The following is a 20,644-nucleotide window of genomic DNA, read 5'->3' as shown; positions in this document are numbered from 1 at the left end:
TAATTGACCCAAGTTGGGTGCGCGTCGACCTATTCCGCGACAAAGGCCGAGCCCTTCCACCGCCGACGTTTTTGACGGCGCGGTTTCGACCCGGTCGCTATGGGCCCGCCGAGCCCGCACCGGTCAGTCCCGACCAGGTAGGCCAGCGAAGGTTTGGAGCGGTTAGACTTTCTTCGTGATTCTCGGTTATACACTTGCCCGCAATGCAACAGCTTACGGCAGTTGAACTGGCCAACTGGATGGCGCTCTATCTCGCCGCAGGCTTCTGCTGCACGATCGCCCTTGGTCTGTCCTGCGCGATGATCATGGTTGAACTCTATCGTGAGCGCTGCTGGGCAACCGTCACCTCGCTGCGCTCGGCTGCTCTCTTCGTGCCAAAGACATGGTGGCGCTGGCAAAAGCTTTATGTGACGTCGATGCCGGTGACCCTTGGGATTGTCATGCTCTTCGCTGCTTCGATGAGCTGGCGCTAGGCTCCGAAGGCACGGCGAACCAGCGAACCGATGCGGCCTTCCTCGAGGTCGCGAGGGCGTATGCAAACAACCGGTGCGATGTGCGCCATTTTCGGATGAACTACCGCTTTGGCGGCCAGGTAGGCATCATCGTTTGATCCCATGGCTTCCAAGATGAGCACCCTGATCTCGCCGGTGCTGCGCGAATGTGCTTCCAGGACGAAGTCGGGGCGACAGGGGCCGGCCGGTGTCAGCGTGTCGAACACTGGCTTTTCGAGGGCGAGGTCGATCCCGTTGCGGTCGAACGACCATCGAAGATTGATCAGTTCTCGCAGGATGCTCCGCTCGAATTCGGAGTCCACCGGGATGAATCGCTGGCCCGAGTAGATGGGCTGCGCATAGGCGCGAAGAGGTGCATAGCCGTGGGCTTCGGGATATTCGCCGGCGACGATGATCGTGAGGTAGGGGCCTTTGATCGGGTTGCCGCGTATGGAGGGCGACTGGACGCGATTGGCGAGCACCACGGGATCGCTCCCGGCGACATGGATCGTGGAGCCGCGGAACTCCTGAGCAAACAGGGCCAGGAACGCCTGAGGGGCGTGACCGCGAGGCCATATGTGAGACAGCTCTCGCAGGCGCGCATAAACGCGCCGGCTGTGGAGCGCCTGGGCATGTGTCCAGAAGGCTCTGCCCAGTTCGATGCCTGGCGCGATCTCGATTTTGGCGGCAGCGGTTGAAAGGACCTTGAATTCGCTGCTGATGGACAATTCGGCTGTATCTTCGGCCAGCGGCGGGCAGCGGTTGAGGCCGGATAGATTAAGAAGTCGCCAGAGCAGGCGGGCGAGACGCGGTACCGATGCTTGCCTTGTCCGATCGTCGGTGCTGTCCTCATCCGGTCGCTGGGCAAGCTTTTCAGGCGCCGGTCTCAGAACCTCGAAAAAGCCAGTGGGCGGGTCGGCCGGACTTTCCTGCGTCCGCACTTCCGTGATGCGATTTGTCGCCTGGTCCCGGAAAAAAGGGCAGTCTGGCAGATGTTCTGGCCGGTTGGCGCTCGTGAGGCGGCGAAGATAATAGGTTTCCGCCTCCGAGAGGAAGGCGGGTGTCAGGATGGGTGGGGGTTCGCCTGCCGGCAGGCAATCGCAGGCAATCCATTTTTCGCCGATCCGCGCCTGTTGTACCAGCATGATGCCGGCCTCTTCGTCGCCGCGCGAACCGGTGCCGACATACCACCGCATGAGTGCATCCCGCACGGGTGCGGGAAGTGGAATTCTACCCGCTCCGCAACCGTTGCTGTGGCGCGCAATCAACCACATGACGAGCTCGACGACAGGTTGATCCAGGACGTATTCCCGGCCGTGCGATGGATTGACAAGCTGGGACCAGCTGATCTCCACTTTTCCCAACGCAGATTTGGGAGGTCATCATGCGATCGACATTGGTTGGCGTCGGAGTTCTGACGGTGGTGTTGGGAGCCGGTGTGGCGGCGGCATCGCCTCCCGCGCGAACGGCCCGCAGCGTCCAGCTTATCGCGATGGGCGCGCCGGTGCCGCAACGCCAGGCGCCTGTTCGCGAGACGGCTACTGTGGAAATTCCCGCGGTCCCGGTGGCGACCGAATTCGTATCGCAATTCCGCGTTCACGATCTCAACCGGCGGTGGGTCGAGCATCAGATGAACGCGAGCATGGCCGCCGCTTCGGAGGTGCAAGGCGCCCTGGACGGCGTTCCCTTCTCCTATGCCGGCGTCGCAAGGCCTTTCGCCTCCGCCGTCGCGGGCTCTGCTCTTCCACCACCGCCGATTCCCGTGCCGCTCTGGATGCGCGGCGGCGACGCCGCCTTCGCTGCGACGGTGCCTCGCTATGTTCCCGGTTGCTCGCTTCCAGACTACAGGCCCACGGGGTTCCTGAGATCCGATGCGGAATTTCGGCGGGCCGGCTATTTTGGAATGATGAGCAATATCGCCTGCGAGTACGGCATTCCCGTGGGCTTGTTCGATGCGATGATCATTCGCGAGAGCCGCTACCAACCCAATATCTATTCGCCCAAGAACGCCTTCGGACTGACCCAGCTCATGCCGGCGACGGCGGCGTCGCTGGGGGTCAATCGCTACAGCGTCGAGGGCAATCTGCGGGGCGGCGCGAAGTATCTGCGCGAGCAGCTTGACCGCTTCGGCCATTACCATCTGGCTCTTGCCGCATATAATGCAGGGCCCGGGCGGGTCCGCAACGGTCGCGTCCCGCAGATCACCGAGACCCAGGCCTATGTCGAAAATGTCTTGCTGAACTGGTCGAGACTGAGTGGCGCCGGCCGGCAGGCAACCGTCGTTACTTCCACGATGGACACCAGGCCTCAGGTCGTGGGGAGAAGGGCTGCCGTGGCGACATATTAGCGCGTCGGCTTCCGGCTCATCGCTGGCAAGCCGGCTAGAGATCAAAATTGTCATCGTCGGTGAGGCGATTTCGGCGCTTGTGTATGGCTTCGACCTCTTCGGTGACCTTCTTGATGAAGGCATTCTGAAACGCGGGGCTCCAGTTCAACCTGATTTCCGTTCCATCGATGCCGCCAAGTTCCTCGAGTACCCCGATCATTTTCCGGGGCGCGCCCACGCATATGTCGCAGAGCATAAGGACCGCGGTGGAATAGCATTTGCGGTAATAGGCATCGAGGTCCTTGAAGGTGCGCAGGCAGACATAAGCATGGACAAGATTCATGCCCAGCGCATGCAAAATTCGCTCGAACTCGGGGAGTGTCATAGTCGCCCGCTTCTCGGGGTCCTTATGAAGCAGGACTCCCAGCCTCGACTTGCTGATACCGGTCAGCACGGCGAGCTTGCGCTGAGGGGTGCTTTTCTCGGCCATGGCCTGGAGGATCAAGGAGACGTAATCCCCCTCAAGCTCGTCGCCTTCCGAAGCCTCCACAACTTATGCCCGTACCTTGGCATGAGATGACATGTTGATCCCCCAAAGCCGTATGGATGGGGAAGACAATCATAGCGCCATAGCCAATGCAAGCCCGGTTAGAGCCAGATTCGACCAGAACGAATAGCTAAGCTGCTGTCAGCCTGTACTTTTAGCTATGGGTGCCGTTCGCCGAGCCGTTGGAACCGGGCTGATCGGGTTCGTCCAGTCCGAGAGTTGCGATTGTCCGGACGGCTCGCTTTTCCACCACATAATCGAACAGAAGTGCGGACAAGGTATCGCTAACAGAAACCTCTGTCATAAGCTTGGTTTCTAAAAGATTCTTAATGCGTTCAAGATTGTCGGCACTTGATTCCGTAATGCATAGTTGAACCCTGATTGGTCCGGATGACCGCAGAGTAATTATGTGATGCTTTATGTTTTTTGTGTCTTCTTCATCAATTTTTGATATTCCAGGAATGCGGCTATTTAGAAGATCATCGAGAGTTTGGTATCGCCTTGTCTCATTTGAGTGAAGGCGAATACTCTCGGTCGTAAGCCGAAAAAGCGGCTCGGAGATGTCAAGGGTGTAACCTCGTGAGTCGGCGCCCATAGTGCCCACGTCCTGATTTGCCCGGGTTCGTCAGATCCCGAATATGGTCTGTTGCCTAAACGAGATGATGAACGGGCAATGGTTAATATTTGATAGATTTAGCATTGCGAATCTATCGTGAAAAAGGTCAGCCCGCAATTGCGGGGCGCGTTGCCCCGTAAGGTTGGTCAGGATGCCCCGTATTCAAGGGCATGGCGCCCCGCCGGGCGGGGCGCGCCGCCCCGATATCCCTGCTGGCGACCAAGGAAATGAAAAAAACGATGTGATTCGTGACACCGGGTCACGCGCATTGTTGCGAGCCGCAGGACCGATGACCCAGCTTGTCGATGGGCGCGGAACCGTCGCGCCTTCATATGAAGGAAACCCCATCATGCACTCTGTCTTCAAAGAGAGTGGGCGCGCGGAGCTGGTGATCCTCGTTCTCGCGGCGTTCCTCTTCGCGTTCTTCTGGTTCGCGGGTCCGGCGTTCGCCGGCGCCGACACCACGTTCGATACCGCGCTCACCAAATTTACCGACTTCCTGGAAGGCTCGGGCGGCAAGATCATCACTGTGCTCAGTCTCGCCGGTGGCATCGTCGCGCTTGCCTCGGGGCGCTTCTCGATGGGCCAGATCGCCATTCCCGTCGGAGTGGGCGTTGGTGCCGGCACCGGCATTCCGATCGTCACTTCGACCGTCACGGCGACGATCTGACAGTCCCGCGATCGGCCGAGGTAGCAGCCTCGACCGGTCCAAGGAGAGGGTGGTGCAATGGCTACGGACAAGTACGTCATCCCAACGCATCTGGATGATCCCGAGCTGATCGGGCTGTGGACCCTGGATGAGTTCCTGGCGATGGTCATTCCCTTCGCTTGGGGGATCCTGTCTCAGCACATCCTCATCGGAATGGCGCTTTCGGGCGCGGGCTGGTGGGGTCTCAGAAAAGCTAAGGCAGGTCGGGCGACGTCGTGGCTTCTCCACTTGGCCTATTGGTATCTTCCGGCCGGTTTTACCGGCCTGAGAGCCACACCACCCTCGTACCTTCGATTGATGGCGGGGTGATATGGAACTTTCGTACAGCCATTCGCACAGCCAGCGCGTCCTCCGGCAGAGGAACATCCTGGCGATCGTGGCGACCGCGCTTTGCGCACTGACGCTGTTGCTGCTGATATTCACCGTATCCCGCGACCGGGAAGTGGTTCTTCAGCCGATCTTGCGCTCGCCGCTTACGGTCAGTTCTGCTGGGGTCAGCCGCGAATATCTCGAGATGGTCACCCGCGATACGGTTGTGCTGACCCTCGATCGCAGTCCCCAGAACCTCGAATACTGGATGAACGCGGTGCTCGATATCACGAGCCCCCGCATGCAGGGCAAGGTCAAGGCGGACCTGCTCAAGATCGTCAATGAGCAGCGTGGTTCGTCGATCTCGCAGTTCTTCACGATCGAGAAAATGGAGCTCGACACCAGAAACCTTCGTTCCGAGGTCACGGGCAGCCTGCACACGATCGTCGGGAACAAGGTCATTTCCAACGAACGCCGGACCTTCCGGTACGACTGGGAATATTCCGGCCTGTCACTGAAGCTGATCGGCTTCGGGATGGTGACGGCCCTCTCCAGCGAGCAAACGGGGAAGGATAAATGATGTCGGTCTACGTTATCGGCAGCGTTGCTGCGGGCACAGCCTTCCTGTCGCGTATCGATTGCTTGGTGAGCCGCGGCATAGGTGCTGGCCTGGTGGGGGCCGCAGTGCTGCTGGCGGCAGCTCCCGCCTGGGCGGATCAGACGGTGATGGCCGCGGACAGCGCCCAGGTTGATTGCATGGCCTCGGCCAAGGACCTGACCCGCATAAGCCTGGTCGAAGACGAGTTCGCGTCAGTGTCGAAAATCTCGACGGGCAATCCGATGGATGACTTTTCGGTCGTCAACGAACCGGTGCGCGGCGACATTTATCTGTCGGTGCCGGACGGCTTTGCGCGGCCAGCGCTGTCCTTTTTCGCAACGAGCAAGCGCGGTTACGTCTACAAGTTCGTCTGCCGGATAAATGGCGAGCAGGCGGCCCAGGTCTTCGTCTCAAATCCGGCGATCGCCAGCGAGAAGGCAGCCGAGAACGGGTCGGCACAGAGGCTCGCACCTCGCGACGCCGCGGTCGAGCTCGTCCAGGCGATGTACTCCAATGCCGTTGCCGACGGTTATGAGATGCGCCAGCGCGCCTTGCGGCCGGTCTATGTCGGCACACTCAAGGTGCAGATGATCGCCGAATATCGCGGGCAAGATCTCACCGGCAAGGTCCTGCGCATCGAGAACAAGGGCGACCAGCTCGTCGAGCTCACCGAGGCGATGGTTGCGCCGGCGAGCGCGCTCGCGGTGTCGGTCGCGGAAAACAAGCTCGGCCCGGGCAAGGTCACCACGGCCTACCTCGTATCCCAGAACGGCCAATCATCGCTGGACAGGAGGTGAGAACATGGCCCTTTCCGATTTCTTGAATCGCAAGCGCCCGCCGCTCGATGGAGGATCCGACGAAGGCGTCTCGCCCTTGTCTGGCGATCTGGCTGGCAACGAGGCGGTGCGGCGCAAGCAGCGTCTGCTCCTGGCGGGCGCGGCGGGTGCCGGGCTGGTCGTCTCCTCGTTCTGGATTTTCAGCGGCAGTGAAGACAGCGAGAAGCTTGGCGAAGACGGCGTGGCTGAGGTCACCGTCTCGACGAAGGATCTTGTCAACCGCAACCTGTCGCAACAGGAATGGATGGCGCTTTCGGAGAACCGCTTCCAGTCGACGGAAAACCAGCTCAAGTCGATCGATGGGCAAAACCGCCGGCTTGAGATGCTGACCGCGCAGGTGGAGACGCTCAAGGGTCAGAACCAGGCGATGCAGGCCGATGGCCAGCGCGTCCTGTCCGCCTACCAGTCCGAGAACGAGCAGCTGCGCCGGCAGGTGAACGAGCACAGGTCGCCGGCGCCTGTCGCCGCTGGCCCGGCCGCTCTTTACGGGCCGAACGGTCCCCAGTCCTATCAACGGCCCGATGGAGCCGGGGGCGGTGCGGCGGGACCGATGCGCGCGGCCAGCGAGGTCAAGCTGGTCAATTTCTCGGTCGTTGACACCGGCAACGCAACCCGTGTGGCCAAGGGCAACACGGTCTACACTGACAGCGTCAACTATTTGCCGCCGAACAGTTTCGCTCGGGCGAAAGTCATCGTCGGCGTGGATGCCAGCGCTGGAGTGAACAGCCAGACCGATCCGCTCCCGGTCGTGCTGCGCGTCACGGGACCGGCCCGCTCGGTCTATCAGAACGGCAGATTGCTCACGACGAAGATCGAAGGTTGTCTCATCAACGGCGCGGCCCGCGGGGATCTCTCGAGCGAGAAGGTCTATGTGAAGCTGCAGAAGATGACCTGTCCGCAGCCGGGCGGTCGCTACGCCGTCTCCGAGGTCAAAGGCTTTATCGCCTTCGGCGGCAAGACCGGCGTCAGAGGCCGCGTCGTATCGCGCGAGGGCTCTTTGGTAACCCAGGCATTCCTTGCCGGCCTCGCCGGCGGTTTCGGGCGCGGCTTCTCGGCCAACGCGAACAGCGTCTTCCAGGGCACCAACATCACGACCAACGGGCAGCGTGACAAGCTGTCGACCGGCGAGATCCTCGAGGGTGGTTTCGGCGAGGGCATCGCCCAGACCGGCGACATGGTGTCGAAATACCTGATCGAGCGCGCCGAACAATATCAGCCGGTCATCGAGATGCCGACCGGCGTGGATGTCGAGATCGTCTTCCTGGAGGGTGTATATGTCCGCAATTGATCGTTTGCGTGTCCTCGCGCGGCCGTCACGGCTCATGGCCGCGACCGTGCTTGGTCTCAGTGTCGCTGGCATTGCGCTCGCGGCCGACACCAGCTCCCCCGAGGATCGGGTTCGCGCGTTGCTCAAGACCCGGCTGCCCAAGACCGCCATCAGCGCGATCGATTGCGGCAAGATCGGCGGCCTTTGCGAGATCACGGCGGGTGACAATCTGTTCTATGTCGACGCGGGCGCCCGGTACCTGATGATTGGCCGCGTCTACGATATGCAGACGCGCCAGGACATTACCGCGGCGCGGCTCCTCGAGATGAACCCCGACATGCTTGTCGGCTCCGCCGCACGGGCGAATGCCGCTGCGGCAACCGGAGAAGATGATGCGCCCCAGCAGCTTGCGGCGGCGTCGGCTCGGCGCGAGCAACAGGCCGCGCCGGCAAAGGCGCGCAAACTCTCCCTGGCGGGCCTTCCGCAGGATGGCGCCATCGTCTGGGGCAATCCGGCCGGACAGACGGTGACCGTTTTCACAGATTTCCGCTGCGGCTACTGCCGGGCGCTCACCGGCGTTCTCAAGGAGATGAACCTGAGGGTGGTCGAGCGCCCGATCTCGGTCCTGGGCAGCCGCGACGTCACCGACCGGGTCTATTGCGCGAAGAACCGGGAAGCGGCGCTGCACGCGGCCTATGCCGGCGAACCTTTGAAGGCGGGGCCGGCGTGCAACACCTCGGGTCTCGACGCGAATGAGGCATTCGCGCACCGGCACGGCCTCAATGGGACGCCGGTCATTGTGCGCAGCGATGGCGCCGTCCTCGAGGGCTATCGGCCGCGCGCCTTCCTCGAGCAGTGGCTGAGGGAGACGCAGTCGTGAGCGCGCGCCACAGCCGTAGCCGGCTAACCGCATCCGTCGCGATAGCCAGCCTCATGACGCTTGCCGGCTGTGCGAGCTTTGGAGGCAACGTGAAGGGGAGCTTCTCGTGCGCGGCTCCTGATGGGATCTGTGCACCGAGTTCCAACATCGACGATCGCGCCTTGGCGATGATCTCGGGCGATGCTTCCGACAGCGAACCATCGCCGGCGGGCGGCTATGGGCAGCGTCCCGCCGGAAGGGTTAATCGCGCTGCCATTTCGCAGCCGGCCCGTCTAGCCGCGAGCGATCCGGCGCGCACCCGCGAGAAGGTGCTGCGTATCGTGTTCCAACCCTATATCGATGAACGGGGCCGTCTCCATGAGGCCAGCGCTGTCCATGCCGTCGTCGCGAGTGGCGAATGGCAGCAAGCCGTTCTCCAGGTGGCCCCACCGTCCGGCCGTTCGGCTGCTGTATATCCCGACCCGTTTGAGTCCTTCGCCGACGCCGTCGATCGCGCCGACCCGCCCGGCGGCCTGGCCGGAATTGATCCCACCCTTCCCGATCCCGCAGCGGTCGCTGCCGCCCGCGCGCGGAGCGCAGATCCCGTGAGCGCGATCAAGGCGGATGTCGCTGCGCGCCTGGCGCCCAAGCCGCAGGGTGGTGCGGTTCCCGTAAAGGGCGCCGTGGTCTCGCCTGCTGTAGGTGCTGTCCCTGCTTCGGCGCCAGCCATTCCTGCGGGAACGCCGGCGAGCAGTGGTGTGCTCGCGCCAAAGCCGGCTGCGCAGAGCGCAACAGTGACCTCGGCCGCGGGCGTGGCGGCTGTCAATCGCGTCAAGGCTGATCCCGCCTATCAGGGCATCGCATCCGGCGTCGCCAAGGGCGCGCGGGACGCCGCGGCCCAAACGGGCGCGGAGCCCGCGCCCGCGAAGAGCGGTCCCGTCAAGGCGGCAAGCTTCCCCGCTGCCGTTTCCGAGGATAATTGACATGGCAGGCGAGGGCGGTTTCATCGAGAATCTGATGTCGGGCATCCTCGGCGATGCCAAGCGTCCCGATGCCGGCCGGCCAGAGCTGGGTGTGCCGATGCTGGCGCATTGGCTACCCTACCGCAGCTACGATGCCAAGACGGGGATATTCTACAACAGCGCGTCGCGGGGCTTCGTCGTCGAGGCTGCCCCGCTCATCGGCGCTGACGAACGCACCGGCGAGATCCTCACCCAGTTCCTTTCAGAGGCCATCCCCGCGCCGGGTTGTCTTCAGTTCCATCAATGGATGAGCCCGCGCGTGGGCGAGCGCCTATCGAAATGGTACCTCCCGCGCTACGCCGCGCGGGGCGTCTATGAGCGCATGGCCAAACACCGCGTCGATTTCCTGACCGATGGGGTGTGGCGCTCGCTGTCGGCCGACGCGCCGTTCTCGCTGCGCAACCACCGAGTCGCCATCTCCTATTCGACGCCAGAAAATTCGAGCGTCTCGGTCGAGGAGATCACTGCGGTGATGGACGGCCTCATCTCGGCGCTGGCCTCGATCAATGTATCGGCCCGCAAGATGGACCCGACCGACCTCATCGCCTGGATCGACGACATCACCTCGCCGACGACAGCGGCCGGTGAGGATGTGGTCAACTACAATCCGCTCGACCCGATCGCCGATCAGGCCATTCGCCGGGATGTCGAGCTCCATATCGAGCCCGATCGGATGCTGCTGCGAACCGAGCGCTTCCGGCCGACCGGTAACACGGTCGATGACGCTCCTGAAATAGGCGAAATCCTTCCAGACGTCTTCGACGTGCGGTCTTTCTCGGTGCGGAACCTCCCGACCCGGTGGGCGCCCTGGGACGTCGCGCGCCTCATCGGCGACATGTTCACCGATAAGCTGAGGATGCCGTGTCCGGTCGCGACCAATCTGTGCGTCGAGTTCCCCGACCCGCAGGCGCTCACGAACAAGGCCGGATTCAAGTTCATGCGGACGACGAGCCTCGCCGATTCCAAGTCGGCCCGGTTTCTGCCGCAGTTGCGCGATCAAAGCCAGGAATGGCGCTATGTGAACGATGAACTGCGCCAAGGCCGCAAGCTCGTCCGCGTCTTCTTCAGCGCGACATCCTTCTCGCCCAAGGGGAAGGGCGATGCCAACGAGCGGGTGCTGAAATCGGTCTACCGCGCGGCGGGCTGGGATCTTCTCGACGATCGGTACCTGCAGATCATGGGTCTGCTGTGCGCGATGCCCATGACGATGGCCAATGGTCTGTCGCGGGATCTCGATCGCATGAAGCGCATGCGCACGCTGCTGACGACAACTGCCGCTAACCTCGCGCCGATCCAGGGCGAGTTCCTCGGCGGCCAGGTGCCGCATCTCATGCTGATCGGCCGGCGCGGACAGCCGTTTTTCTGGTCGCCGTTCGAAAATGCCGCCGGCAACCACAATGTCGCGGTGTTCGGCAAATCGGGCTCTGGGAAGTCGGTGACGCTGCAGGAGCTTTGCGCTTCGCTTTGCGGCGCGGGCGCTCGGGTCGTCGTAATCGACGACGGCCGCTCTTTCGAACACTCCGCGAAACTCCAGGGCGGTGCGTTCGTCGAGTTCACCATGTCCTCGGGCTTCTGCCTGAACCCGTTCAGCATGATCGACGAAGAGCTCGCGGCTACGGACGAGGACTATCTCCTCGACTGCATGGCGATGCTCAAGGCCATCGTGAACCAGATGTCGCGCCATATCGACCGGCTGAACGATACCGAGCGCGGGCTGATCGACGGCGCCGTAAACAGCGTCTGGACGGAGAAAGGCCGCCATGGATCTATCGACGATGTGATCGCGGCGCTCGATGCGACGGGCAACGGTCTCGCCAGCGATCTCGGCATTGCCATGCGGCCGTTTTCGTCTGGCGGCACCTATGGCCGCTTCTTCCAGGGCGAAGTCTCGTTCGAGCTGTCGGCGCAGCTCACGGTCTTCGAGCTTTCGGACCTGTCCTCGCGCGAGGAGCTCCGAAGCGTCGTCCTGACCGCGATCATGTTCATGTCGCAGCAGATGATGCGCAAGGTCGACCGCGCGATCCCCAAGGCGCTGCTGCTGGACGAGGCCTGGCAGATGCTGCGCGGCGGCGCGATGGCGGACTTCATCGAAACCTATGCGAGAACCTGCCGCAAATACGGCGCCTCGCTGGTGACCGCGACGCAGTCACTCAACGACTACTACAAGTCGGCCGGATCGATCGCCGCGCTCGAGAACTCGGACTGGTTCGTCATCCTCCAGCAGAAGCCCGAGACCATTGCCGACTTCAAGAAGCACGATCGCTTCGAGATGGATGATCACACCGACGCCTTGCTCCGATCGCTGAAGATCAACGGCCGCGAATATTCCGACATTCTCATCAAGGGTCCGGAGACGCTGGCGGTCGGCCGCCTGGTGCTCGATCCCTTTTCCGCCGCGGTCTATTCGTCGAGCCCGACGGTCTACGCGGCGATCGAGAGCCTGGTGGCGCAGGGCCTCAGCATGGACGAGGCGATCGAGCGGATCGCCTTTCCCGACAATCCCGAAAAATGGGCGGCGCATCCCGACGCCGGCCTTGCCGAAGCGGCGGAGTGAGCCATGGCAAGCACCATCTCCACCGCCGACAGCTCACGCGCAACCCATCCGCGACTGCCTCGGGCGCGCGCTATCCTCCATTTCTATCTGCACCTCGCCGGCTTCGCCGCGACCACGCTGCTCCTGACATGGGGCCTGTTCGCGCTCTTCTTCCTCGCCCTCGGCGGCTTTTCGTTCGACGGGCTCATTCATCAGCTGGACAACCTGACGAGCCGGTATGTCACCGCGAGCCCTGAGCGGATCGCCTCGTTCAAGCACATCTTCGTCGCCGCGCACCTCATTCTGGCCGCCGGACTGATCGTCCTTCGGCGCCACAGGATCATGCCGCCGGCGCTCTCGAGGGGGAGTCAAGACAATGGCTGAACAGCCCGAACTCGATCTACCGGCCCCTGCGGTCGCGCCTCAACGTCGGCGACGGCGCGCGATCTTCGCGGGCTTCACGCGGCTTCAGATCCTCATGGGCGTGCTTGTGCTCGCTGCGCTGATCTGGGGCATGTGGGTGACCAAGGTGCTGGTCACGCCCAAGCAGGATCGTATCGTTTCGGCGCGCCTGTCGTCGATTGTCGGCGAATATGTCCAGGCCCAGGCCCGATCCCCGTCGCCGCCCTCCCAGGTCGAGGCCGAGATGCGGCGGTTCATGGCCTCGCTCGATACCGAGCTGCAGCGCCGCAGCGCCAGCGGTCAGATCGTGCTCGTCGGCGAAGCGGTGCTGACGAAGAACGTGCCCGACATCACCGATAAGCTGAAGGAGGCCGTCTACGCGTCGGGCGTGGCGCGCCCCAGGCAAGCCAGCGTGGCGGAGCTTCAGCAGCTCGAGCAGCAGGCGATGCTGGCCGCGCAGCCGCAGGCAGCGGTGCCGGCTCAGGCCGCGCCTCCGATGGGCACTATCGATCCGATGGCGGCGGGCCCGATGGCGCCGGCCGCCGGCCCGCAATATGCGCCGCCGGCCGCTTCAGTCTCAACATTCGGAGGCGGTGATGGCAGCGGCGGTCAATGACGTGCCTGCGCACGGATGGCGACCGAACGGGCGGCTCTGGCTTACGTTCGGTGCGTTCGTCGCGGGCAGCGTTACGCTCGGAGCGATCAGCGACTGGCGGGATGATCATCTCTTCCTGATCAACACCTCTCACTCGCTTCCCAACTGGGCGTTCCTCATCCGGCGCGGCCACATGCCGGAGAAGGGCGACTACGTCTTCTTCGACCCTCCGCCCAGCGCGTTGCTGCGCCGCCATTTCGGTGAGCAGCCGGAGATGTTTGGCAAGATCGTCTATGGCCTGCCCGGAGACGTTGTCCGCCACGATGGCGCGGACGTCACGATCAACGGCGCCCGGGTGTCGCGGATGAAATCCTTCACGAGGGCAGGCGAGCCCCTGACGCCAGGCGCGACCGGGCGAGTGCCGCCGGGCTGCTTCTTCGCCGGCACGCCGCACAAGGATGGCTTCGACAGCCGCTATGCCGAGATCGGCTTCGTCTGCGCGCGGCAGATCGTCGGAACCGGGGAGCCGGTGCTGTGAGGGGCGTCCTTGGCGGAGGCATCGCCCTGCTGGCGGTCGCCGGAGCCTTGCTGCTGGTCGGCCCCATGCGCAGCGAGGCGAAGGATTATGGCCAGGCAGGGCAGGCATTCCCGATCATCGAGCCGGACCTTCTCTCGACCATAGAGGCTCGCCTGCGCCGCGCGGAGGCGAGCGGCGAGCTCGCGCGCATGAACGATGTGTTCGCCAAACGGGTCGAGGCCAAGGTTCGCCGGCCCAAGCCCGTCGAAGGCATCACGCCGGCACGAACAGCCAGGAACTGGGACTATGATCCGACCGTTGCGATCGAGCGCGATATCAGGGACCAGAAGGGTAATCTGATCGCTGCGGCCGGGCAGAAGATCAACCCGCTCGACTTCGTCGCGATCAGGCAGGACCTCGTTTTTGTCGACGGCGATAATGCGGCCGAGCTGGCCTGGGCGACGGCGCGCTACACCGATCTCAAGGCCAAGATCATCTTCGTCAGCGGATCACCGATCGAGCAGATGACCGCGAAGAAGCGCCGCTTCTACTTCGACCAGGAAGGCAAGCTCACCGGTATCTTCGGCATCGAGCACACGCCCGCAGTCGTGACGCAGGCTGGCAAGGTCATGCGGGTCTCCGAGATGGTCATCAAGCCGGGGAGTCCGGGCTGATGCCGCTCTGGCTGGACATGCTGCGCACGCCGATGGCCGCGCCCGAAACCGCGGGCCTCAGGCGATTGCGCTTCCTCTGGCAGAGCCTCTGCCTCGCGCTCGCGGCAAGCATTCTGGCTCTGAAGCCGCTGCGCGCGTCGTTGGGGCGCGGTGCGCCCTGCCTGATCGCGGTCCTGCTGCTCGCGGCGCTCATCGCGACGCTCGTCTACCTGCGCCGCAAGCACGGCGCCGACACGGCCTATCTGGCGACATTGGGGGAGGGCCGGTGATGCGCGCGCTTCGATCCACGTTGGCGGCTGTGCTGCTCGCGCTTGGCACTCTTGCGGTGCCGCAGGCGGCGCAGGCGGCAGGACCGACCTGCAACGGCAAGTTCGTCAATCCGATCACCGATGTCTGCTGGTCCTGTCTGTTCCCGCTCTCTGTCGGTGGGCTCAAGATCTGGCCGAGCGGGCGGCCGGACACCAACAATCCTGCCTCGCCGATCTGTGCCTGCGCCGACCCTTTGCCGCGCATCGGCATCGCGGTCGGCTTCTGGGAGCCGGCGCGCCTTGCCGACGTGACGATGAAGCCTTGGTGCTTCCCCAATCTGGGCGGCATGCGCATCGCGCCCGGCTTCGACATCGGCCAGGGCTATCTCGCGGGCCCGTCGATGGTGGGCGGGCGGTCGCAGAGCACCGCCAAATGGCACGTGCACTGGTACGTCTATCCGCTGCTCTACTGGATGGAGATCCTCACCGATTTCGTCTGCTTCGAGCAGGCTTCGTTCGACATCGCTTACATGACCGAGGTCGACCCGCTCTGGCAGGACGATTCGCTGGCCGCATTGATCAATCCCGAGGCGATCGTCTTCGCCAATCCGATCGCCCAGGCTGCTTGTGCTGGGGATTGCATCGCCGGCACCGTCCATCTGCCGCTCGATCCGCTGTTCTGGTGTGCGGGCTGCCAGGGCAGCATGTATCCGCTCAACGGAAACATCCCATCATCGATCGGCCACGTCCAGTCGTCGCGGCTCGCGCTGTCCCGTTTCGCCTACAAGATGCACCGACAGGCTCTGGCGTGGGGCACCATGGGCTCGGCCGGCCTGTGCAAGAAGTACCTGATGCCGATCATGCGCAAGCAACAATATCGGTTCCAGATGACCAATCCCATTCCGACGGTCAACGGCCGCTTCGCCTGCTCGGCGATCGGGGCCTCGACCATGCCGCCTGACGCCGGGCGTGCCTATCCCGCCGGCGGCGAGGACATGGGCTACCTCGTCTGGCGCAAGCGCAACTGCTGCGTGCTTTAGGAGGGCATGATGCGACTTATCGCCTGGGGTTCGGCCGGTATCATCGCACTCGCCAGTGTTTCGGTTCTGCTTGCCCAGACCATCGATGGTCTGGATGTGCAGGCGATCAAGCAGCGATCCGCCGATCTGCAGGCCGATGCACAGGCGTTCGTCGATCAGGTCAAGGACCGTGGCGATGCCTTCCGAGAGGATGCGGCTACGGTTCATGACGATGGCCTGCGCAACATGCAGCGCGTCGCCAAGACGGATCTGCCAAAGGGGCCGGCCGGTCCGATCGATTTCGACGAGATCGTGCAGGGCGCGGCGTCCAATGCGATGGCCGGTGGCGGCGAAGCGCCGCAACTCATCGCCTTCGCCAGCCTGTCGATGCCGCCGAAGGCGTTGCGGCAGCTCATACAGGATACCGCGCGCGCCGGCGGCGTGGTCGTTTTTCGCGGCTTTCCGAATAACTCGATGAAGGAGTTCTCACAGACGCTCGGCAAGATCGTCGAGCGGCAGGACGACTTCGCCAATATCGGCATCGATCCGCGGCTCTTCCGGGCATTCGACGTCCAGGCGGTCCCCACCTATGTCGCGGTCTCCTCCGACTTTGATCTGTGTGCAGGCTTCTCGTGCCGCACCAAGGTGCCGCCCCACGACCGGATGATCGGCAACGTGACGATCGAATATGCCCTCTCGTCCTTTGCTGACGGCAACGGGCCGGGCGCGCGGGTTGCCGCGATCGGTCTCGCCAACATGAGGAAGCCTGCTCGGTGAGCCTCCGCGCTGCCCTTGCTGCGTTTGCCGCGATGTTCGCGCTTGCATCGCCGGCGGCCGCGCAGATGACGCTTGAAGAGGCGCGTGAGGAAGGCAGGACGCTCGGCAACGAGACGAGACACGACAGTACCCTGGTCCCAACCGACAATGCCCGCGCGGAAGTCGTACCGGGATATTCGGGCACCGCGCTCCCCGAGGGCAACTATTTCGATCATCCAGATAACCTCGAGGCCGCGGCTCATTCCGCGAAAGCCTCGAGTGATCCGTACCGAATCACGACTGACGCCGATGGGAGCCGGCCGACTTTCAGCAATGCGGAGATCCTCGCGACGACCTCGCGCGCCACATCGGTCGAGAACGATCCTTCGACCTTCCTCGCGGGCGAGGAGATGAGCGGTACGTCCGGCACTTGTACACCGTTGCCCCCACCGGCCGGCAGCGACGGCTACTACGAGACCAGCTGCAACACCGGTAGCAAGGTCACGACCGAGAACCGCACCTGTTCTGTCAGTCTGGATGTGCGTGCCGAGACGCGAACGATATACACCTATTACGCCGGCCGGCTCAGCATCATGCCGGAGGATGGCGGCCCTTATCCCGCCCGTGCCGCGTTTGACGACGAGATCGTGTCCGGCGTCTGCTGGGAAAGCCGCCCGATCGACTATTGCGACAACATGAGCGCCTACGGCTACACGGCGGCGGATACTTGCAAGAGCCTTGGTCACACCGCCGTCGAGGTCAAATGTACTGCCGAAGCCCAGGGGATTACGCCGGGCGCTTATCATCCGGGCTATGTGCTCGCGACCGGGCAATACTGGCTCTCCAAGGTCGACGAGCCCACTGTCACCACGGTTTCGCGCAACGAAGGGCTGTGCGCGCCGCTCGCCGGGGATTCGATGTGTACGCTGCAGACCGAGGTCTGCACCTCGAGCGATCCCGTGACCCGCATCGTCAATGGCGTGGCCGTGACCCAGCCCTGCTGGGCATGGGAGCGCACCTACGAGTGCAAGCGGATCTCGACCGGCCACAACGACTGCGGGACCCTCGAGGCCAATGGCAGCTGCACATATACGCGGACCGAATGCCTGGACGACGATCCCGGTGGCTCCTGCTTGGTCGAAGAGCGCATCTATCGATGCCGGACGCCAGGCGGAACGGTGACCGACACCCCTCAATATATCTGCGGCAACGACGTCTACTGCATCAACGGTGACTGCGAGCCGATCGTCCGCGAGGCGTCGACCGAGTTCAAGGATGCGCTTGTTGCGCTCCATTCGATCGACCAGGCGGGCAAGGAGTTCGACGAGACCAATTTCACCGTGTTCAGCGGGGACAGAGAGACGTGCCACAAGCCCGTCTTCGGCCTCATCAACTGCTGCGCGGGCAAGGTTTCGGGTGTCCTGACGGCCGGCGCCGGCGCCGCGGCATTGGCAGGCGGGCCCGTCGCGATTGCAGCGCTCGCGACCCCCTTCCTGACGCTCTTCGCCTGTTCGCAGGACGAGATGAAGCTCGACATCAGGGACCGCATGGGCTTCTGCCACAATGTCGGGACCTATTGCTCGTCGAGTTTCCTCGGCATCTGCAGTACCAAGCGCACGGCCTATTGCTGCTTCGAGAGCAAGCTCAGCCGTATTCTTCAGGAGCAGGGTCGCATCCAGCTCGGAAGGCCCTGGGGCGCGCCCAAGCGCGAGCAGTGCCTCGGCTTCACCATCGACGAGTTCGCCCGGCTCGACCTGTCGGTCATGGATTTCACCGAGGTCTATGCGGAGTTCGTCGATGCGGCGCGCCTCCCCGATGAAGTCGAGACGATGACCCAGATCCAGCAGAAGATTCAGGATTACTATGACCTTCACGGCAAATGATCCCAGCGCGGCCTTGCCCCTGGGCGCCTATCCGTTCGCATGCTCTCGCTGCGTTGGCACAGCCTCGAACGCGCTACTCCATGCCTCTCATACCCTTCCGCGCTTCTCTGTCACGCCGCGGACGGTACTACGGAAAGGAGGTTCGATCATGGTCCGCTTGTTCATACTCTCCGTCGTGATCCTGACCCTGGTTGCTGTTGGGAGGCCTGTCGCCGCGCAATCCCCCGGCCCCGCTGACGATGGCGTTGAACGATCGAGCGGCCCAGACGATTTCTACTGCGGCGAGCGCAAGCTTGGGCAATGGTTCTACTGCGCGAAGCCTCGACCGAAGGAGCAGGCCGCGCAGCCATCGCCGCCACAACAGAGCGCGGTGGAGCGCATGAGCGCGATCACACGCCAGCTCGACGAACTGAAGGCCCGTGCGATCCTCGACCCTACTGAAGAGAATGTGATCGCCTATGTCCGCTTTCAACGCGAGCAGCTCGATCGAGCATCGACCTTCTCGGACACCTGGCAGCGGGCGTTGTGGCAGAACCCCGACCTCGACTACACGCTGCAGCGTCCTGTCTCCACGGTCGGCAAGCGGGCATGGCTCGACAACCGCAAAGCGGATCGCGATGCCGTTCTGACCAATCTGGGGCAGCGCTACGGCCTGTTCTACTTCTTTGCCCAGAGCTGCGGCGCCTGCGAGCTGTTCTCGCCGATCCTTAGATCGGTTGCTGACAGCCACCGCATGGCGGTGATGGCCGTGTCGATGGACGGCGGCCCGAGCCGCGATTTCCCGAATTATGTCGTCGATGCCGGACAGCGGGCGCGCATGGGAATCCCGGGCAACGAGACGCCCGCGCTGGTGCTGTTCGATACCGCGACGAAGCGGACGATTCCGGTGGGCTACGGCATCCTGAGCGCGGATGAGATCATGGATCGCATTTTCGCGCTGACCAATACCAAGGTGGGGAGCGATTACTGATGGGACAGTTTCACTCTGCGACGGCATGGCGCCGGGTCCTTCGCGGCACGGCAGGCTGGGCTGCGATGTTGGCCGCTGCCAATCTTGCGGTCACCGAAACGGCCCACGCCGATGTTGCCTCCGAAATGAACAATTTCTTCTCGGATGCGGGAGGCGCCGCCAATGTGACGGGTCCTTCGGCCTTCCAGGGACAATCGGCGGGCTACTATTCGCTCGGCAACGTCTGGACACGGTTTCCGCAGAAGAGCGTCCAGCCCTTCAATCTGCAGCTTCCGAGCGCCCGCGCGGGCTGCGGCGGCATCGACCTGTTCAGCGGCAGCTTCTCCTTCATCAACGCGTCCGAGATCATCGCGATGCTGAAGGCGACGGCCAACAATGCCCTGGGTTTCGCCTTCAAGCTGGCGATCGATTCCGTCTCCCCGGAAATCGGCAAGGTCATGGACGAGTTCAGCCAGAAGGCGCAGCTGCTCAACCAGATGAACATCTCGAGCTGCGAGACGGCGCAGGCGCTCGTCGGCGGCATCTGGCCGCAGATGGAAACGACACGGGCGACAATCTGCGAAGCAGTCGGCAACAGTCAGGGCGTCTTCTCCGACTGGGCGGCGGCGCGTCAGGGCTGCAACAACGGCAACCGCCGGGATTCGACGATCGCGGGCAATACCGATGCGTCGATGAAAGACCAGTTGGTGGGAGAGCCGCATAATTACACCTGGGAAGCGCTTCGGAAGTCCGCCAAGTTCGGCGCCTTCGATCAAAGCTTCTCCGAATATGTCATGACGCTTGTCGGCACCGTGGTGACGACACCCTCGACCGATCCCAGCGTGGGCGGGAAGGTTGTGATGTTCGGACCGGCCGAGGAAGCGGTCGTAACCGCGCTGCTCGATGGAACAGCCGATGCACCGCCGGTCAAGATTCTGCGCTGCAATGACGAGAACTGCTACGATGTCGGCGAGCAGACACTGAGCGTGCCGGCCTCATCGGCGTTGCGGCCGCGGATCGCGACGATGATCCGATCTATGAGCGACAAAATCCGCACGGACACGCCGCTCGATGCGGCCGAAAAGCAGCTCCTGAACCTCGCGACCGTGCCGATCTACAAGATTCTCGCAGTGCAGGCCTATGCGCATTACGCGCTGACCCAGGGCGAGATCGAGACGCTCTCCGAGATCGTCGCGGTCGATCTTCTGTCCGCTATGCTCGACAATATGCTCGATCGTGTCGAACAGGCGAAAGTCCACTACCAGACGTTCGATCAGGAAACAGCGACGCAGTGGAAGCAGCAGATCGCGGCTACACGAGCGAAGTTCAGCCAGCGCGACGTCAGGCTGAACAACAAGCTGCAGGTCACGATGCAGATCATCAACCGCTCCGTCATGTTGGAATCGACGCTGCAGAACTCGATGACGCCGGGCATGGCGGCCGCGCTCAATTTCTCGCGCGGGCTCAACGCTCAAGGGCTGAACTAGG

At 63.2% G+C, this 20,644-nt stretch carries 22 protein-coding genes; 20 read left to right on the top strand and 2 right to left on the bottom strand.

The genetic code is table 11. The features are described from left to right. The first annotated feature begins 203 nt into the window (after positions 1-203). Entirely contained in the window at positions 204-473 is a 270-nt protein-coding gene (locus EBBID32_RS07725; protein ID WP_006953604.1) for a hypothetical protein, read from the top strand. Here EBBID32_RS07725 and EBBID32_RS07720 read toward each other — a convergent pair. Continuing rightward, complete coding sequence (locus EBBID32_RS07720) at positions 470-1,765, bottom strand: hypothetical protein (RefSeq protein ID WP_006953603.1); 1,296 nt, start codon at positions 1,763-1,765, stop codon at positions 470-472. The two genes, EBBID32_RS07725 and EBBID32_RS07720, sit on opposite strands and share 4 nt — an antisense overlap. A gap of 110 nt (positions 1,766-1,875) precedes the next feature. On the opposite strand from EBBID32_RS07720, the gene EBBID32_RS24495 reads away from it, so the two are divergent. Continuing rightward, entirely contained in the window at positions 1,876-2,838 is a 963-nt protein-coding gene (locus EBBID32_RS24495) for a lytic transglycosylase domain-containing protein (RefSeq protein WP_037489599.1), read from the top strand. 34 nt (positions 2,839-2,872) lie between these two features. Here EBBID32_RS24495 and EBBID32_RS07710 read toward each other — a convergent pair whose 3' ends face one another. Next, the gene (locus EBBID32_RS07710) at positions 2,873-3,367 is read right to left on the bottom strand and encodes a hypothetical protein (protein ID WP_037489596.1); all 495 of its coding nucleotides are present in this window, start codon (positions 3,365-3,367) and stop codon (positions 2,873-2,875) included. Positions 3,368-4,329: 962 nt separating this feature from the next. Here EBBID32_RS07710 and EBBID32_RS07705 point away from each other — a divergent pair. The 18 genes from EBBID32_RS07705 (at position 4,330) to EBBID32_RS07620 (ending at position 20,643) form a co-directional block, all read left to right on the top strand. Next, a complete protein-coding gene (locus tag EBBID32_RS07705) occupies positions 4,330-4,650 on the top strand; it encodes a hypothetical protein (protein ID WP_037489682.1) in 321 nt (106 codons plus the stop codon). Between the two features lie 57 nt (positions 4,651-4,707). Beyond that, positions 4,708-4,998 (top strand): type IV conjugative transfer system protein TraL, encoded by a 291-nt coding sequence (traL, locus tag EBBID32_RS07700; protein WP_006953593.1) that lies wholly within the window; start codon positions 4,708-4,710, stop codon positions 4,996-4,998. A gap of 1 nt (position 4,999) precedes the next feature. Continuing rightward, positions 5,000-5,578, top strand: coding sequence for a type IV conjugative transfer system protein TraE (locus EBBID32_RS07695; RefSeq protein ID WP_006953591.1), 579 nt, complete (start codon positions 5,000-5,002; stop codon positions 5,576-5,578). After that, positions 5,575-6,393 (top strand): type-F conjugative transfer system secretin TraK, encoded by an 819-nt coding sequence (locus EBBID32_RS07690; protein WP_037489593.1) that lies wholly within the window; start codon positions 5,575-5,577, stop codon positions 6,391-6,393. The genes EBBID32_RS07695 and EBBID32_RS07690 overlap by 4 nt, the downstream gene beginning before the upstream one ends. Before the next feature lie 4 nt (positions 6,394-6,397). Then, complete coding sequence (locus tag EBBID32_RS07685) at positions 6,398-7,720, top strand: TraB/VirB10 family protein (RefSeq protein ID WP_006953588.1); 1,323 nt, start codon at positions 6,398-6,400, stop codon at positions 7,718-7,720. After that, a complete protein-coding gene (locus EBBID32_RS07680) occupies positions 7,707-8,579 on the top strand; it encodes a DsbC family protein (RefSeq protein WP_037489590.1) in 873 nt (290 codons plus the stop codon). Before EBBID32_RS07685 ends, EBBID32_RS07680 begins: the two co-directional genes overlap by 14 nt. A 161-nt stretch (positions 8,580-8,740) precedes the next feature. Beyond that, on the top strand, positions 8,741-9,541 hold the full coding sequence (locus EBBID32_RS07675; RefSeq protein ID WP_006953584.1) for a TraV family lipoprotein: 801 nt from the start codon (positions 8,741-8,743) through the stop codon (positions 9,539-9,541). 1 nt (position 9,542) lies between these two features. Beyond that, on the top strand, positions 9,543-12,134 hold the full coding sequence (gene traC / locus EBBID32_RS07670) for a type IV secretion system protein TraC (protein WP_006953582.1): 2,592 nt from the start codon (positions 9,543-9,545) through the stop codon (positions 12,132-12,134). A 3-nt stretch (positions 12,135-12,137) separates the two neighbouring features. Next, entirely contained in the window at positions 12,138-12,497 is a 360-nt protein-coding gene (locus EBBID32_RS07665; RefSeq protein WP_006953581.1) for a hypothetical protein, read from the top strand. After that, positions 12,490-13,131 (top strand): type-F conjugative transfer system protein TrbI, encoded by a 642-nt coding sequence (locus tag EBBID32_RS07660; RefSeq protein WP_006953579.1) that lies wholly within the window; start codon positions 12,490-12,492, stop codon positions 13,129-13,131. Before EBBID32_RS07665 ends, EBBID32_RS07660 begins: the two co-directional genes overlap by 8 nt. After that, a complete protein-coding gene (locus EBBID32_RS07655) occupies positions 13,112-13,648 on the top strand; it encodes a S26 family signal peptidase (protein WP_006953577.1) in 537 nt (178 codons plus the stop codon). The genes EBBID32_RS07660 and EBBID32_RS07655 overlap by 20 nt, the downstream gene beginning before the upstream one ends. 47 nt (positions 13,649-13,695) lie before the next feature. Then, on the top strand, positions 13,696-14,301 hold the full coding sequence (traW, locus tag EBBID32_RS07650) for a type-F conjugative transfer system protein TraW (RefSeq protein ID WP_440590957.1): 606 nt from the start codon (positions 13,696-13,698) through the stop codon (positions 14,299-14,301). Beyond that, positions 14,301-14,570 (top strand): hypothetical protein, encoded by a 270-nt coding sequence (locus EBBID32_RS07645; protein WP_006953574.1) that lies wholly within the window; start codon positions 14,301-14,303, stop codon positions 14,568-14,570. Before traW ends, EBBID32_RS07645 begins: the two co-directional genes overlap by 1 nt. After that, a complete protein-coding gene (gene traU / locus EBBID32_RS07640) occupies positions 14,570-15,589 on the top strand; it encodes a conjugal transfer pilus assembly protein TraU (protein WP_006953571.1) in 1,020 nt (339 codons plus the stop codon). Before EBBID32_RS07645 ends, traU begins: the two co-directional genes overlap by 1 nt. A 9-nt stretch (positions 15,590-15,598) precedes the next feature. Further along, positions 15,599-16,345, top strand: a complete 747-nt coding sequence (trbC, locus tag EBBID32_RS07635; RefSeq protein ID WP_006953569.1) for a type-F conjugative transfer system pilin assembly protein TrbC — start codon at positions 15,599-15,601, stop codon at positions 16,343-16,345. A 32-nt stretch (positions 16,346-16,377) separates the two neighbouring features. Then, on the top strand, positions 16,378-18,207 hold the full coding sequence (locus EBBID32_RS07630) for a conjugal transfer protein TraN (RefSeq protein ID WP_037489680.1): 1,830 nt from the start codon (positions 16,378-16,380) through the stop codon (positions 18,205-18,207). A gap of 148 nt (positions 18,208-18,355) precedes the next feature. After that, a complete protein-coding gene (locus EBBID32_RS07625) occupies positions 18,356-19,177 on the top strand; it encodes a conjugal transfer protein TraF (RefSeq protein ID WP_006953565.1) in 822 nt (273 codons plus the stop codon). 65 nt (positions 19,178-19,242) lie between these two features. After that, positions 19,243-20,643, top strand: coding sequence for a conjugal transfer protein TraH (locus EBBID32_RS07620; protein ID WP_037489583.1), 1,401 nt, complete (start codon positions 19,243-19,245; stop codon positions 20,641-20,643). Position 20,644 lies beyond the last annotated feature (1 nt).

The sequence above is a fragment of the Sphingobium indicum BiD32 genome (genome assembly GCF_000382885.1).
Classification (GTDB): domain Bacteria; phylum Pseudomonadota; class Alphaproteobacteria; order Sphingomonadales; family Sphingomonadaceae; genus Sphingobium; species Sphingobium japonicum_C.
The sequence above is the reverse complement of the archived record's forward strand: the minus strand, read 5'-3'. Positions and strand labels throughout refer to the sequence as shown.

Coding starts and splice junctions, on each gene's coding strand:
- EBBID32_RS07725 (WP_006953604.1), top strand. CDS start 204: ATGCAACAGCTTACGGCAGTTGAACTGGCCAACTGGATGGCGCTCTAT.
- EBBID32_RS07720 (WP_006953603.1), bottom strand. CDS start 1,765: ATGTGGTTGATTGCGCGCCACAGCAACGGTTGCGGAGCGGGTAGAATT.
- EBBID32_RS24495 (WP_037489599.1), top strand. CDS start 1,876: ATGCGATCGACATTGGTTGGCGTCGGAGTTCTGACGGTGGTGTTGGGA.
- EBBID32_RS07705 (WP_037489682.1), top strand. CDS start 4,330: ATGCACTCTGTCTTCAAAGAGAGTGGGCGCGCGGAGCTGGTGATCCTC.
- traL (WP_006953593.1), top strand. CDS start 4,708: ATGGCTACGGACAAGTACGTCATCCCAACGCATCTGGATGATCCCGAG.
- EBBID32_RS07695 (WP_006953591.1), top strand. CDS start 5,000: ATGGAACTTTCGTACAGCCATTCGCACAGCCAGCGCGTCCTCCGGCAG.
- EBBID32_RS07690 (WP_037489593.1), top strand. CDS start 5,575: ATGATGTCGGTCTACGTTATCGGCAGCGTTGCTGCGGGCACAGCCTTC.
- EBBID32_RS07685 (WP_006953588.1), top strand. CDS start 6,398: ATGGCCCTTTCCGATTTCTTGAATCGCAAGCGCCCGCCGCTCGATGGA.
- EBBID32_RS07680 (WP_037489590.1), top strand. CDS start 7,707: ATGTCCGCAATTGATCGTTTGCGTGTCCTCGCGCGGCCGTCACGGCTC.
- traC (WP_006953582.1), top strand. CDS start 9,543: ATGGCAGGCGAGGGCGGTTTCATCGAGAATCTGATGTCGGGCATCCTC.
- EBBID32_RS07665 (WP_006953581.1), top strand. CDS start 12,138: ATGGCAAGCACCATCTCCACCGCCGACAGCTCACGCGCAACCCATCCG.
- EBBID32_RS07660 (WP_006953579.1), top strand. CDS start 12,490: ATGGCTGAACAGCCCGAACTCGATCTACCGGCCCCTGCGGTCGCGCCT.
- EBBID32_RS07655 (WP_006953577.1), top strand. CDS start 13,112: ATGGCAGCGGCGGTCAATGACGTGCCTGCGCACGGATGGCGACCGAAC.
- EBBID32_RS07645 (WP_006953574.1), top strand. CDS start 14,301: ATGCCGCTCTGGCTGGACATGCTGCGCACGCCGATGGCCGCGCCCGAA.
- traU (WP_006953571.1), top strand. CDS start 14,570: ATGCGCGCGCTTCGATCCACGTTGGCGGCTGTGCTGCTCGCGCTTGGC.
- trbC (WP_006953569.1), top strand. CDS start 15,599: ATGCGACTTATCGCCTGGGGTTCGGCCGGTATCATCGCACTCGCCAGT.
- EBBID32_RS07630 (WP_037489680.1), top strand. CDS start 16,378: ATGTTCGCGCTTGCATCGCCGGCGGCCGCGCAGATGACGCTTGAAGAG.
- EBBID32_RS07625 (WP_006953565.1), top strand. CDS start 18,356: ATGGTCCGCTTGTTCATACTCTCCGTCGTGATCCTGACCCTGGTTGCT.
- EBBID32_RS07620 (WP_037489583.1), top strand. CDS start 19,243: ATGTTGGCCGCTGCCAATCTTGCGGTCACCGAAACGGCCCACGCCGAT.